General features: G+C 59.7%; 12 protein-coding genes. 6 read left to right on the forward strand and 6 right to left on the reverse strand.

What is annotated here, in order from left to right; all coding sequences use genetic code 11:
* The 5 genes from EOA22_RS09205 to EOA22_RS09225 all read right to left on the reverse strand — a co-directional run.
* Positions 1 to 658: MFS transporter (locus EOA22_RS09205; RefSeq protein WP_127389935.1), on the reverse strand; the 658-nt coding region annotated here is incomplete at its 3' end.
* Positions 659 to 905: 247 nt separating this feature from the next.
* Positions 906 to 1,928 carry an acyltransferase gene (locus EOA22_RS09210; protein ID WP_013531268.1) on the reverse strand — a complete coding sequence of 341 codons (1,023 nt, stop codon included), beginning with the start codon at positions 1,926 to 1,928 and terminating at the stop codon, positions 906 to 908.
* A 405-nt stretch (positions 1,929 to 2,333) separates the two neighbouring features.
* Positions 2,334 to 3,131 carry a xanthine dehydrogenase family protein subunit M gene (locus EOA22_RS09215; protein ID WP_063168155.1) on the reverse strand — a complete coding sequence of 266 codons (798 nt, stop codon included), beginning with the start codon at positions 3,129 to 3,131 and terminating at the stop codon, positions 2,334 to 2,336.
* Between the two features lie 113 nt (positions 3,132 to 3,244).
* Positions 3,245 to 5,593 (reverse strand): xanthine dehydrogenase family protein molybdopterin-binding subunit, encoded by a 2,349-nt coding sequence (locus EOA22_RS09220; RefSeq protein ID WP_127389936.1) that lies wholly within the window; start codon positions 5,591 to 5,593, stop codon positions 3,245 to 3,247.
* A 113-nt stretch (positions 5,594 to 5,706) separates the two neighbouring features.
* Entirely contained in the window at positions 5,707 to 6,204 is a 498-nt protein-coding gene (locus EOA22_RS09225) for a (2Fe-2S)-binding protein (protein WP_013531265.1), read from the reverse strand.
* Between the two features lie 263 nt (positions 6,205 to 6,467).
* Between EOA22_RS09225 and EOA22_RS09230 the strand changes: the two genes are divergently transcribed.
* The 6 genes from EOA22_RS09230 (at position 6,468) to EOA22_RS09255 (ending at position 13,425) form a co-directional block, all read left to right on the forward strand.
* Positions 6,468 to 7,652 (forward strand): FIST signal transduction protein, encoded by a 1,185-nt coding sequence (locus tag EOA22_RS09230; protein ID WP_164755335.1) that lies wholly within the window; start codon positions 6,468 to 6,470, stop codon positions 7,650 to 7,652.
* Between the two features lie 14 nt (positions 7,653 to 7,666).
* The gene (locus tag EOA22_RS09235; protein ID WP_013531263.1) at positions 7,667 to 9,007 is read left to right on the forward strand and encodes a hybrid sensor histidine kinase/response regulator; all 1,341 of its coding nucleotides are present in this window, start codon (positions 7,667 to 7,669) and stop codon (positions 9,005 to 9,007) included.
* Positions 9,008 to 9,106: 99 nt separating this feature from the next.
* Positions 9,107 to 11,737 (forward strand): RHS repeat-associated core domain-containing protein, encoded by a 2,631-nt coding sequence (locus EOA22_RS09240; RefSeq protein ID WP_164755338.1) that lies wholly within the window; start codon positions 9,107 to 9,109, stop codon positions 11,735 to 11,737.
* A 109-nt stretch (positions 11,738 to 11,846) separates the two neighbouring features.
* Positions 11,847 to 12,356, forward strand: coding sequence for a sel1 repeat family protein (locus EOA22_RS09245; RefSeq protein WP_063168157.1), 510 nt, complete (start codon positions 11,847 to 11,849; stop codon positions 12,354 to 12,356).
* Positions 12,357 to 12,418: 62 nt separating this feature from the next.
* Entirely contained in the window at positions 12,419 to 12,940 is a 522-nt protein-coding gene (locus EOA22_RS09250; protein WP_127224119.1) for a hypothetical protein, read from the forward strand.
* Positions 12,937 to 13,425 carry a hypothetical protein gene (locus tag EOA22_RS09255; protein ID WP_127224120.1) on the forward strand — a complete coding sequence of 163 codons (489 nt, stop codon included), beginning with the start codon at positions 12,937 to 12,939 and terminating at the stop codon, positions 13,423 to 13,425. Before EOA22_RS09250 ends, EOA22_RS09255 begins: the two co-directional genes overlap by 4 nt.
* Before the next feature lie 150 nt (positions 13,426 to 13,575).
* Here EOA22_RS09255 and EOA22_RS39680 read toward each other — a convergent pair.
* A partial coding sequence (locus EOA22_RS39680; protein WP_348629483.1) for a hypothetical protein occupies positions 13,576 to 13,932 on the reverse strand: 357 nt, incomplete at its 5' end.

Raw genomic sequence — 13,932 nt, forward strand, 5'->3', positions numbered from 1 at the left:
CCCTGACGATAACGGCGCCGATCAGCATGAAGACGAAATAGACGATGCCCAGCACCAGGAAGGTTTCGGCGACGCCGATGTGCTCAGGCGTCGAAAACAGCTTCATCAGATAAACCGACAGCGGCGAGGCGATGAAGGCGCCGCCGCCGAAGCCCATGATCGCCATGCCGGTTGCCATGCCCGGCCGGTCCGGAAACCAGGTGATCAGCGTCTTGACCGGCGAGATATAGCCGAGGCCGAGACCGATGCCGCCCAGCACGCCGTAGCCGAGATAGATGATCCACAATTGGTGCAGATAGACGCCGAGCGCCGAGACAATGAAGCCGCCGCCGAAACAACAGGCAGAAGCGACCATGGCTTTGCGCGGACCGACGCGATCCAGCCAGCCGCCGCCGAACGCCGCCGCAATGCCCAGGAACAGGATCGCGATCGAGAAAATCCAGCCGAGGCCGGTCAATTTCCAGTCGTCGGGCGCCGAGTCGGTGATGCCGATCAGCTTAGACATCGGCAAGTTGAAAACGCTGAACGCATAGGCCTGGCCGATGCAAAGGTGGATGCAGAGCGCCGCCGGCGGCACCATCCACCTGCTGAAGCCAGGCTCGGCGACGGTGCGTGAGCGGTCGAGCCAGCCGCCCGCCCTTTCCCCAGTCGTATCCATTCCATCCTCCCAGATGCGTCTTCGAACCATCTTCTCAGATGTGTCCTGCGAACAAACTAGGCGGGTAAGCCGGCGAGGCAATAAGGAATGCCTGCCATACGACCAATGTCTAATGAGACTGGCCCATATCGCAAAGCAGGTCATTGCTTTCCCGAAAGTTAGATTAGAAACAATTGATTGACTGTCTGCTTATGAAGCGCGATCCCTCCACCTGCACTCACGATCATCTGGCCGGGCACGACGGCATTCACCAGTTGCGGTTGAGCCATTCGCGCGCCGGGCGCTCTATGAGGTAGTAGCTGCAGGCCGCGCAAGCGAAGACTGCGGCCAGCATCGGTATCGGCGCGCTGCCTTGCTCATAGACGAATTTGTAGAACGGCTGCTGCCATAAATAGAGCGAGTACGACCACAGCCCCAGCGTCGCCATCGGCCAGGACGACAGCAATCCGGAAAAATACCGTGGGCTGAAATCGAGTGCGTTGACGGCCAGAGCCAGCAGCGGCACCGCGAAGAGATAGTGCATCGGCGTCGGCACCCGATCCAGGAACAGGACAACGGCACAGACCGTTGCCACCAGGGCCACATGCTTGCCTCTCAAAAACGCCGGCAGCCTGCCGTCGGCCTTGAGCAGGCAGATCGAAGCCGACAGGAGGATCGACGCGATGTGCACATCCGTGCGCCAATAAGTGGTTTCGTAGTCCATCCCCAAGACCCAGTACGAAACCGCGCCATTGGCCATGGCCAGCAAGGCCAGCGCCAGGAGCAGCACGACCACGCGAGAGCGACTTGAGACGATGACGCTGATCAGCGCCAGGATGATGTAGGCGTGCTCCTCGATGCAGAGCGACCAGATATGGTCGAGCGCCCCTGCCCGAGCCACGAGAATGCCGGCATAATTGTAGGTGAATGTCAGCGCCGTCAGCGCGGCCTTCCATTTGAAGGCGAGGAACGTGCCGGAGAGCGCGATCATCGCGACGACTACGAAGACCAGAAGAGCCGGATAGATGCGGGAGAAGCGGCGTTTGAAGAATTTTTTCAGCGGGTAGCGTTCGATGAACAGGATCTCGCCCATCAGCCGGCCGCTGAGCACGAAGAAGAATTCGACGCCCAGCACGCCAAGATTGATTCCCGGAACCGGAAAGAAATGGCCGATCAGAACCAGCGCGATCGAAAGCCCGCGCCAGCCGTCGAGATAGGCCAGTCTTGTTCTGGTTGATCTGTCGGCGGCGGATCGGGACGGAACGACATGCGTCGCGGAAATGTCGGTCATGCCGATCCTCTCGCAATAGGCATGCGAAGGGTACGATGGTACAATTCGAACCCAGCTCGCATTCCCGCCCTAGTTCATATTGCAGTGCAATATGGATTTGTGCAAGTGCGAGATTGCTGCCGGATCAGGTCCGGCCTCCGGCTCGGCGGGGATTTGCTTCAAGCAGTGCGGCAGCGATTCCATCAGCAACTGAACGGATGCAGGCCGCCGCACGAGAAAAGGGGCCACGGAGGCCCCTTTCCTTGTCTGCGACTGATCGTATTAGAAACTGTTTCGAAACTCGCCCTGGCGAGTCATAGGTGGTGGTTTCGAGAACCGGAGCGGAGCGTACTTTTGGTACGTGAGCACCGGAAGCACAGAAAACGCCATCAGATGGCCGCCGGAGTAGAGTTTCCAAACAGTTTCTCAGGCGTTGGCTGCCGCAACCGCGCGCTTGGCCATCACCGCGATCAGATTGGCGCGATAATCGGCCGAGGCATGGATGTCGGTCATCAGATTCTTCGCCGGCACTTTCACACCTTCCAGTGCCGAGGCCGCGAAATTCTTGGCCAATGCTGCCTCGATCTCCTTCGAGCGGAAGACGCCGTCATCGCCGGCTCCAGTGACGGCGACGCTGACGCCATCCTTGCCCTTGGCAACGAACACGCCGACGATGGCGTAGCGCGATGCCGGATTGCGGAACTTTTCATAGGCCGCCTTGGCCGGCGCGGTGAAGGTGACGGCGGTGACGATCTCGCCTTCCTTCAACGAGGTCTCGAACAGACCCTTGAAGAACTTGTCGGCAGCGATCTCGCGCTTGTTGGTGATAATGGTGGCGCCCAGCGCCAGGAGCGCCGCCGGATAATCGGCCGCCGGGTCGTTGTTGGCGATCGAGCCGCCGATCGTCCCCTTATGGCGCACCGCCGGATCGCCGATCAGTGACGCCAGATGGGCAAGCGCCGGACAGGCCTTCTTCAGCTTCTCGTCATTGGCAACGGCGTGATGCGTGGTCGCGGCGCCGATGGTGACGGTCTTGCCCGAGACCTTGACGCCCTGCAGCTCCGTGATCCGCGACAGGTCGACAAGGTCTGACGGCGCGGCAAGCCGCGTCTTCATCGCCGGGATCAGCGTCATACCGCCCGAAAGCAGCTTGGCGTCGCCTGTCTTGACCAGCTTGGCAGCATCGGCGACCGAGGCGGCGCGGTGATAGTTGACTGCGTACATGGAATTCTCCCTTGGGTGAATGGGCGAATAGGGAGTAGCGAATAGCGAATAGGAACTATCCAGTCGCACCGCCTTCTCTTCCCTATTCGCTACTCCCTATTCGCTATTCGCTTTCAGTGTTTCGTTGCGCGGATCGCGGCCCAGACGGTGGACGGCGAAGCCGGCATGGCAAGATCGTTGCTGCCGATGGCGTCGGTGAGGGCGTTGATCACCGCCGGCGGCGAGCCGATGGCGCCGGCCTCGCCGCAGCCCTTGATCCCCAACGGATTGCCCGGGCATGGCGTGTTCGAGGTCGAGACCTTGAACGACGGTAGATCGCCGGCGCGCGGCATGGTGTAGTCCATGTAGCTCGCGGTCAAAAGCTGGCCGCTATTGTCATAATGGGCGCCTTCGAGCAGCGCCTGGCCGATGCCTTGCGCCAGCCCGCCATGCACCTGGCCTTCGACGATCATCGGGTTGATGATGTTGCCGAAATCGTCGGCAGCGACGAACTGGACGATCTCGGTGACGCCGGTTTCCGGGTCGACCTCGACCTCGCAGATATAGCAGCCCGCCGGGAAGGTGAAATTCGACGGATCGTAGAACGCCGTCTCCTTCAGCCCGGGCTCCATGCCGCCCGGCAGGTTGTGGGCAGTGTAGGCGGCCAGCGCCATCTGGAACCACGGCACGTTCTTGTCGGTGCCGGCGACCTTCAGCGCGCCATTCTCGATGACGATATCGCCTTCGTCGGCTTCGAGCAGGTGTGCCGCGATCTTCTTGGCCTTGGCCTCGACCTTGTCGAGGGCCTTGACGATGGCCGACATGCCGACTGCACCCGAGCGCGAGCCATAGGTGCCCATGCCCATCTGCACCTTGTCGGTGTCGCCATGCACGATCGAGACCGAATCGAGCGGCACGCCGAAGCGCTCGTTGACCAGTTGCGCGAAGGTCGTCTCATGGCCCTGGCCGTGGCTGTGCGAGCCAGTCAGCACCTCGATCGTGCCGACCGCGTTGACGCGCACTTCCGCCGATTCCCAAAGGCCGACACCGGCGCCGAGCGAGCCGACGGCAGCAGACGGGGCGATGCCGCAGGCTTCGATGTAGCAGCTCATGCCAATGCCGCGCAGCAGCCCCTTCTTGGCGGCGGCGGCCTTGCGCTTGGCAAAGCCGGCATAATCCGACGCCTTCATTGCCGCATCGAGCGAAGCGGCATAGTCGCCGGCGTCATAGCACATGATGACCGGCGTCTGATGCGGAAACGCTGTGACGAAGTTCTTGCGCCGCAGCTCGGCCGGCGAGACGCCGAACTGGCGGGCCGCCGTCTCCATCATGCGCTCCATGACGAAGGTCGCTTCCGGCCGCCCTGCCCCGCGATACGCATCGACGGGCGCGGTGTTGGTATAGATCGCCTTCACATTGGCGTGGATGGCCGGGATATTGTACTGGCCCGACAGCAGCGTCGCATAGAGGTAGGTAGGCGTCGCCGACGAAAACAGCGACATATAGGCGCCAAGATTGGCCTGGGTTTCGACCTTCAGGCCGAGGATCCTGTGGTCCTTGTCGAAGGCCATTTCAGCATGGGTGTGATGGTCGCGGCCATGCGCGTCGGTCAGAAAACTCTCGGTCCGGTCAGCCACCCATTTGACCGGCACCCCGGTCTTCTTCGACGCCCACAGGCAGACGATCTCTTCGGGATAGATGTAGATCTTCGAGCCGAAACCGCCGCCGACATCGGGCGCGATCACGCGCAGCTTGTTTTCCGGCGCGACATTGTAGAAGGCGCTCATCACCAGCCGCGCCACATGCGGGTTCTGCGAGGTCGTCCAGCAGGTGTAGTGATCCTCGGCCTTGTCGTAATGGCCAAGTGCGGCGCGCGGCTCCATGGCGTTAGGCACCAGCCGATTGTTGATGATGTCCATCTTGACGACATGGGCTGCCTTCCCGAAGGCCGCATCCGTGTCGTCGGCATTGCCGATGTCCCAGTCGAAGATCAGATTGTTGTCCGCTTCGGGGTGGATCTGCGGCGCACCCTTGTCCATCGCCTTGGAGGCGTCGACGACGGCCTTCACCTCCTTGTAGGTGATCTCGACCGCCTCGGCGGCGTCACGCGCTTGCCCCTTGGTCTCGGCGACGACAATGACGACGGCGTCACCGACATAACGGACCCGGTCGAAGGCGAGTGGCGACCATGCCCCCATCTTCATCGGCGAGCCGTCCTTGGAGTGGATCATCCAGCCGCAGATGAGATTGCCGATGCCATCGGCCTTGAGTTCCTTGCCGGTCAGCACGCCGATGACGCCGGGCATGCCTTGGGCCTTCTTCACATCGATCTTCTTGATCTGCGCATGCGCGTGCGGACTGCGCACGAAGGCGGCGTGCTTCATGCCGGGAACCACCATGTCGTCGACATAGCGGCCGGCGCCCGTGATGAATCGTTTGTCTTCCTTGCGCGCGACCCGAGCGCCAACACCTTCAATGCCCATCAGAAATTCCTCCCGAGATTGTAGGGGAGTAGGTGAGTAGGGCAGTACGGCAGTAGGGAAAAATTGGCTCCGATTCCCTACTGCCCTACTGCCTTATTGCCCTACTGCCTCGTTCAAGCCGCTTGTTTCGCCTTACCCTTCGACCCCTTCATCGTCGTCGATGCGGCGAGGATCGCCTTGACGATGTTGTGGTAGCCGGTGCAGCGGCAGATGTTGCCGTCGAGCTCGGCACGCACCGTCGCCTCGTCGAGCCCTTCGGGGTGGCGGCCGATCATGTCGGTCGCCGTCATGATCATGCCCGGCGTGCAGAAGCCGCACTGCAGCCCGTGATGTTCCTTGAAGGCGGCCTGCACCGGATGCAGGTCGGCGCCATTTGCCAGGCCCTCGATCGTCAACACGGTCGAGCCGGAGGCCTGCACCGCGAGCATCGTACAGGATTTGACCGCCTTGCCGTCGACGTGGACGACGCAGGCACCGCATTGCGAGGTGTCGCAACCGACATGCGTGCCGGTAAGGCCGAGATTTTCCCGCAGGAAGTGAACCAGAAGTGTTCGGTCCTCGGCAGCACCGCTGACCCGCTTTCCGTTCACCATCAACGAAACGTCCGACATGGTCCCTCCCTGGGTATCAACCTTGGTCATCACGTTGCCAACGCGGCGTTGGCGCATCGGCCATGCGTTATTGGTACACCGCACATCGGACAAAAAACAGCACGTCGCAAACGCGGCACATTGTACTTTCGGTCATGGCCGCCCCCAAACATGCGGTGCCGGTGGCCCCATTGCCAAACCGCCGATTGAAGGCAACAATGTCGGTCGACGCCCGCGCGCCAGAAGCATTTAAAACAGCCGCGCACAAAAAAGCGTCGGAGGAAATGCGGAGAACATCGCTGGCCAATTCACAGACGCGCTATGCATGCGGCCTGTCGGCGCTCACCACGGACGAGCCCGACATGGAGGCGTTCGCCAAGGCGATCGCACTGGAAGCAGCCGCCATCGACGCGGGCTTGGCCCTGCTGTTCTTTTCCCAGAGCCTGGTCGAAGCCAGCGCCCTTTCCCAGGCGCTCATGACCCGCGCGCCGGCGCTCCACCACGCCGGCTGCTCGACTGCCGGCGAGATCACGCCGCAAGGTCTCGAGGATGGTCATGTGCTGGCCATGCTGCTTCCGTCCCCCGCGTTTACCGCCGTCAGCGTGATGGTCGAAAATCTGTCCTCGTCGGGTATGGACAGGATCACCGGCGAGGTCGAGACCCTGCGGCGATCGCTGCGCGCGCGCCTCGGTTGCGATCGGACCAAAGGCACTTTCGCGCTCTGCTTCATCGACGGGCTCTCCTATGCCGAAGAAGCGGTGAGTTCAGCCATCCACTGGGGTCTCGATGACATTCCGCTGCTTGGCGGCTCCGCCGGCGACGATCTGAAATTCGAGACGACGCGCCTGATCTCGAACGGCAAGGTCACCTCCGACAGCGCCATCATCGTGCTGATATCGACCGAAATTCCCTTCCATGTCTTCAAGACCGACAATTTCGTTCCCACCGATGAGAAACTGGTGGTGACGGCTTCCGATCCAGATCACCGCATCGTGCGCGAGTTCAACGCCACCAATGCGGCGCAGGAATATGCCGCGTCCGTCGGTATCGTCGCGCAGATGCTGACGCCACTGAGCTTCGCCTCGCATCCCGTGGTGGTGAAGGTGGGCGGACAATATTATTGCCGGTCGATCCAGAAGATGCATGCCGACGGCTCGCTGTCGTTCTTCTGCGCCATAGACGATGGCGTCGTGCTGTCGATCGCTCAGCCCAAGGACATGGTCGAATCGACGCGCGCCGCCCTGCGCGACGTCGAGGAGAGGCTTGGCGGTATCGACATGATCCTCGGCTTCGACTGCGTGCTGCGCCGGCTGGACGCACGCAATCGGCAGGTGTTTCGCGAAATCTCGGAACTCTACCGGGTCAACAATGTCATCGGTTTCGGCACCTATGGCGAACAGTACCGGTCGATGCATCTGAACCAGACTTTCACCGGCATCGCCTTCGGCGAGCGCCAGGCGGCGGAATAGGACGGCGCAACAAGATGCCGCTGAGGGACATAAACGATCTTGAAAAGCTGAAGAAGATCAACGCGGCACTGGTCAGCCGCGTCGAGCGCTCGATGGACCAGCAAGGCAACGCCTTTTCGCTGTTCCAGACCACGATCTCGCTGGAAAACCGGGTGCGTACACGTACCGAGGAACTTCACTCGACCTTGCGGCGGCTGGAGCAGTCGAACATTGACCTCAGTGCCGCCAAGGAAAACGCCGAACTGGCGAACCTGTCAAAAACCCGTTTCCTCGCCGCTGCCAGTCACGACGTGCTGCAGCCGCTGAATGCCGCCCACCTTTCGGTTTCGGCGCTCGCCGAAGTTCAGACCAGCGACGAGGGCAAGAAACTGGTGCGGCAGGTCGAGCGCTCGCTGGAGACGATGGAGGACCTGCTGCGAACCCTGCTCGACATCTCCAAGCTCGATGCCGGCGTGGTGCAGCCCGACATAAGCGACGTCAGCCTGGAGGCGCTGTTCTCGTCGCTCCGCTCGGATTTCCTGCCGGTGGCGGAGATGAAAGGCCTGTCGCTGAAATTCCGGCCGGTCCATGCCGTGGTCCGCTCCGACCGCACGCTGCTGCGCCGTATCCTGCAGAACATTCTCTCCAACGCGCTGGGCTATACACGCTCGGGCGGCGTGCTTGTCGGCACCAGGCATCGCGGCGACACCATCCGCATCGACGTCGCCGACACGGGCTGCGGCATTCCCGACGACCAGCGCGAGGCGGTGTTCGAGGAGTTCCACCGCGGCACCTCGCCGGCCAATGCCGAACTGGACGGTGGCGGTCTCGGGCTCGGGCTCGCCATCGTGCGCCGCATGGCCAGCGCGCTCGGTCATCCCGTGACATTCTCGTCGAAGGTCGGACGCGGCACGATCTTCCACATCGATGTACCCGTCGGCATCGGTGCGCCAGCCGATGCCATCGCCAGCGTTGCCGACATGGAACGGCCGCGCGGCTATGGCCTGTTCGGCACCAAGGTGCTGCTGGTCGAGAACGATATCGAAGTGCTGCAAGCCATGACCTTCCTGCTCGAACGCTGGCAATGCCTGGTGCGGGCCGCGACCTCGACCGACGATGCGCTCGACATGCTTGGCGACACCGACTGGGTGCCCGACATCGTCATTGCCGACCAGCATCTCGACGGCGGCGATCTCGGCACCACGACCATCGCCGAAGTCCGCGACTATCTCGGCCGCGCCGTGCCGGCGCTGATCGTCACCGCCGACAGTTCGGAAGCCGTCGCCAAGGCCGCCCGCTCCGGCGGCATCGAACTGATGCGCAAGCCGCTGAAGCCGGCCCAACTAAGGGCGCTGCTGGCGCATTTGCTGGCCTGATCACTTCTCACGCGCTATTCCGATCGTCTTGAAAGGAGCGCGTCCTCCCGCGGACAGGTCGCCGACGCGCGCTTTGTTTCGACCGCCACCTACAATGCCGTGTGCGGCCTGCCGGCAACGAAGACAGACCCGAATGGTCTCGTCAAAACCTTTACTTATGACGCCTTCTGCCGGCCCTATCAGGTCTCTCAGAGCGTCACCGGCGCCTATACCAAGACGCGCTTCGAGAACGAGGGCAATCCGGCGACACAGGCGCTGGTCAAGTACACCCCGCTGCCCAATGGCGCGAGTGGGGGCGCCGGCGAGGATTTTACCCGCTCCTTCTATGACGGGCTTGGCCGGGTCTATCGCGTGGAAACCCCCGGAGAGACGGCGGCCAGTGCAAGACGCATTGCCGAGACCGACTACGATCTTCGCGGCAATGTGCTGCGTACCGCCTTCCCGAGGTTCGTCGGTGAGACGGCACAGTGGACCACCAACAGCTACGACTGGGCCGACCGGCTGGTGAAGACGGTCAATCCGGATTCAAGCCAGCGCACTTACTTGAACGAACTGGCCACGGGAACCGGCGTCAACCCACGGCTGAATGCGGTGACGATGACGGACGAGCTTGGCCATCCGACTAAGACAGCATGGACGACACACGGCGATATCGCCGCCATTGTCCGCGACGTCGGTGGCCTCAATCTGCCGGAGGGCCGCAGCTACGACCTGCTCGGCCGGCTGATCGGCGTCACCGATCCCGGCGGTTCGAGCTGGAGCTACAGCTACGATCTGCTCGGCAACCGGCTGTCGGCGTCAGATCCCGATCTCGGCCACTGGACCTATGTCTATGACGCCGCCAACCGCCTTATCAGCCAGACCGACGCCCGAGGCACGGTCACAACGCTCGCCTACGACCAGATGGACCGGCTGACGCTGAAGACGGCAACGGCAGCAGGCGGCAGCCCGGTGACGCTGACCCAGAACACCTACGACCAGGCGGCGTCGGGTTACTACAACATCGGCCAGCTGACCCGCTCGGAAAACGCGGCTGCCGTCCAGCTCTACAATTATGACGGCCTCGGCAAGGTTGCTCGCCAGGATGCCACGATCGCGGGGATCACCAACTATACGTTCAACGTCCACGACGGCTCCGGCCAGAACGTATATGTCCAGTACTTTCCTGTTCAGCTCGACTTCGGTTCGAACGCGAACCGCCTGCAATACACCGCCGGCAACAAGCTCGCCTCCGCCCCCGGCTTCATCACCTCGACCATTTACGAGGCCGATGGCCAGACCAAGGAGATCACCTATTCGAACGGTGTGAAGACCTCGTTCACCTATTCGCCGACGCGGCGCTGGCTGACGCGTGTCACCACGGCACGAGGCGCCACCATCCTGCTCGACGATCAGTACGCGCGTGACAGCCTTGGCCGCATCACCGGCACCACGGGGCTGACGGCTTCGGACAGCTGGACCTATGGCTATGACAATGCCGACCGGCTGACGGCAAGCAGCAATCTGGGCAACACCGCGCTCAGCGAAAGCTTTGTCTATGCCGCCAACGACAATCTGACCTCGCGTACCCGTGTCGCCGGCACCTATATCTATCCCGCGGCAAGTGCTGCTCGTCCGCATGCGCCAACCTCGGTCGGCGCCAATGCTATGGCCTATGATGCCAATGGCAACCTCACCTCCGATGGCAGCCGCACACTGGTCTGGGACGAGGCCAACCGGCTGAAGACGGTCACGCTGGCCTCCAACACTGTCAATCTCGCTTATGGACCCGACGGAGCGCGCGCGAAAAAATCCTCGAGCTTCGCCACCACACTCTATCCCGATGCCAATGTCGAGATCGACCCGGCGACCCCGGGCGCGGAGATCTACACCAGGTATCCGCATCCCGACATCAAAGTGACGGGCACGACAAAGGCCTTCCTGCATCGTGATCACCTGGCCTCGGTGCGCATGGTCACCGACAGCACCAGCGCCATCGTCGAGCAGACCAACTACGCCACCTATGGCGAGCGCCTCAACACAGGCTTCCAGACCCAGAAGAGCTACATCGGCGAACGCTTCGATCCCGAGACCGGGCTGCTGTATCTCAATGCGCGGTACATGGATCCCGTGCTGGGAAGGTTCATCTCGCCAGATGATTGGGATCCGACAAAGCAGGGCGTGGGGACCAACCGCTATGTATATGCCCAGAACGATCCGGTGAATAAAGCAGACAACAATGGACATTCGGCGCGGTCAGCCGACGACAGCGCGGCCGGATTGGCCAATGCTGCCAGAGAAGGTGGCGGCTCGGTTGGCACCGCTGAAGCGTCTGGCAGCCACGCCATCTCCCAATCAGCGGGGCCGGCGGTAAAGGAGTTGGGCCTTTCTGTTGACAAGAAAAAGTGCGATGGGTGTAAGCAAATAGCCGCCAGTAAATTCGATTTTGTTCGAAACCTCGTCGGCTTTGCCATGGATGTTATGACTAGCTTTACGGATCCAAACAAAGCGCCGTCGGTTAACGATCCCAAACCTCCAGTGAGGCAGATGGAGTCTGTAAAGAAGGCTCCAACCCCAACTGATCCGCCAAGTGCATCACCACCAGATGATCTGCCGCCAGGTCCGCCGACAAAGCCATCGAAGCCGCCGGGTGCTCCTCTTGGAACTCCTGTTATCGGGATCCCAATGGGGATTGTGCATGACTTTATGAGGGACCCGCGCGGGCTTACAGATCGAGATTTCAGGTTATGATGATAGAGTGAGTGATTGACTTTAGAATGGACCGGCTCTCGAAAAGAGCCCATGTGCCGAGGACTAGGCGCACCAGTCGTCGGATGGATGCATAGACGGGAAACGTCACATGGACCAAGTCACTGCTGAAGAGCGACAGAGATGGATTGAGTACTTCATCCCATTGGCCGAGCAAGGAGATCCAGATGCGCAGTTAGCCGTTGGTATTGGCTATGCTAACGGGGTGATGGTAGAAAAAGACCTAATGTTAGCGGAGCTCTGGCTCCGTCGCGCTGAAGAGAAAAAGGGCGAAGAAGCGACCTTCGTTCTCATAAAAACATTTTCCAGGGAAGAATCGCCCAAGACTCTCGATATTTTTGCAGAAAAAGCGGAGTGGGAGCTTGGCGCAATTTACCTTATATGTGGAAGATATTTAATGAGAAACGGCGATGTGAAACGGGGAAGGCTTCTTTTGAAGAAAGGATGGGAAAAAGGAAATATTATTGCCGGTATTTCATTTATTTCGTCGGGCTACGGCAAGCCTTGGAGATTTTTTTTGCTGCCTGTGGTGCTACCACTTTTGATTGAAAGCGTAATAGTAAAAGCTAAAGATCAGGCGGACGAGAGGATTTTGGAGTGATGCAAGGCTAATAGTTATCTAGGCTATATTGGCACGGGGCGATCAATGTGTAGAGCCAGCCATTGTGCTTAATTCCTATATTTGTACAGGGAACGGTCTCTCATGGCTCGTTTTCCGCTATTGTTAATCCTGCTTGCGCAGCCATCTGCCAAGACATTGTTAGGCCTCACACAAGTTCTCCTGTAGAGAACCGCTACTCCAGTTACGATGGATCAAAGGGCGTTCATTGGACACACACCGATCCAAAAACTGGGAAGAAGCAAGAAATCGCGATAGGCATCGGGGAAGACATCAACGCCGATTTTGATCTTTCCCCAGAAGGTAAATCCAAGCCTGGCGCTAAGGATTTTGAAAAGGCTGCCCAAGAGGCAAAGCAATACCTAGGGACCGTTCCGGGCCTCAAGGACGTGGCGAAACAAGCGGGTTTTCTTTTAGACAATCCGCGGAATGACGCCTTAGGAAAAAAATGGCGTGAAAGAATTGAAAGTGTGAAAAAGAGTGCTGAAAAGAAAATTGAAAAAGCAGAGAAAAAGACTGGCGGCGACGGCGGACAAGACAAAAAACCAGCAGGAAAGAAGCCATGACTGATGTGACGTTCGACATATTTTCTGTTGCCGAAGCGGGAGGAATAGGGGCAGTGCGGGTTGGGGAAAATTTGAATGAGATTGCGGAGCTCGTGGGGCCTCCAGACTATTGGGGCTTTGGTCCCGACGAAATTTTCAATGGTTACATGGGATTTGGACCAATTGAATTATATGTAAGATCGAGATTTGATATGCCGTTTGTGTCAATGATAAAAATCGATTTGATGGTAAGAAAGACTTTTTTCCGCCTAAAGAGTAAGTCACAGTCAGATCGTTACGCTGTTACGTTACCAAAAATTGAAATGAGAACATTCGACGATACTTTAAACGAAGTTAGGCGTAGAAAAATTCCATTTTCAACAAAACTTGGCGAAGGAATTGGTCCAGACACGTCAATAGTAATAGATTTTCTAAATGGATCTCGGTTTTATTTTGTGAATTTTGAGAATCCTGTCCTATTTTCTTTAGAAATAATCGATCAGTAACGAAGAAGATCACGGTGACAGTGTATTTTTGTATACTGGATCGACCTTCATTTACTGTAGACTAGCAGAATGGCTCGGCTTGCCCGTATTGTAGTCCCCGGTCTGCCGCACCATGTCACCCAGCGAGGCAACGGGCGCGCCAAAGCGTTTTTAACGCCGTAAAACTATGCGCTCTACAAAAACCTCCTGATCGAGCATTGCCGCTCCGCCGATGTCGGCCTCTGGGCGTGGTGCCTGATGCCGAACCATGTGCACCTGATCCTGATGCCTGCCGGCGCGGATGGCCTGCGGTGCGCGCTCGCGAAGGTGCACCGCGCGTATGCCGGGACCATCAATGCGCGATAAAACAAAACCGGGCATTTCTGGCAGGGTCGCTTCGGCGCCATCGCGATGGACGAGGACACCTCTTGTCGGCTGTGCGTTATGTCGGGTTGAATCCGGTGCGCGCGGGACTGGTGAAGCAGGCGGCGGATTGGTCCTGGTCAAACGCTCGGGCGGATCCGACTG

The sequence above is a fragment of the Mesorhizobium sp. M7A.F.Ca.US.014.04.1.1 genome, from assembly GCF_003998745.1.
Classification (GTDB): domain Bacteria; phylum Pseudomonadota; class Alphaproteobacteria; order Rhizobiales; family Rhizobiaceae; genus Mesorhizobium; species Mesorhizobium ciceri.

Coding starts and splice junctions, on each gene's coding strand:
- EOA22_RS09230 (WP_164755335.1), top strand. CDS start 6,468: ATGCGGAGAACATCGCTGGCCAATTCACAGACGCGCTATGCATGCGGC.
- EOA22_RS09225 (WP_013531265.1), bottom strand. CDS start 6,204: ATGTCGGACGTTTCGTTGATGGTGAACGGAAAGCGGGTCAGCGGTGCT.
- EOA22_RS09215 (WP_063168155.1), bottom strand. CDS start 3,131: ATGTACGCAGTCAACTATCACCGCGCCGCCTCGGTCGCCGATGCTGCC.
- EOA22_RS09255 (WP_127224120.1), top strand. CDS start 12,937: ATGACTGATGTGACGTTCGACATATTTTCTGTTGCCGAAGCGGGAGGA.
- EOA22_RS09210 (WP_013531268.1), bottom strand. CDS start 1,928: ATGACCGACATTTCCGCGACGCATGTCGTTCCGTCCCGATCCGCCGCC.
- EOA22_RS09245 (WP_063168157.1), top strand. CDS start 11,847: ATGGACCAAGTCACTGCTGAAGAGCGACAGAGATGGATTGAGTACTTC.
- EOA22_RS09220 (WP_127389936.1), bottom strand. CDS start 5,593: ATGGGCATTGAAGGTGTTGGCGCTCGGGTCGCGCGCAAGGAAGACAAA.
- EOA22_RS09235 (WP_013531263.1), top strand. CDS start 7,667: ATGCCGCTGAGGGACATAAACGATCTTGAAAAGCTGAAGAAGATCAAC.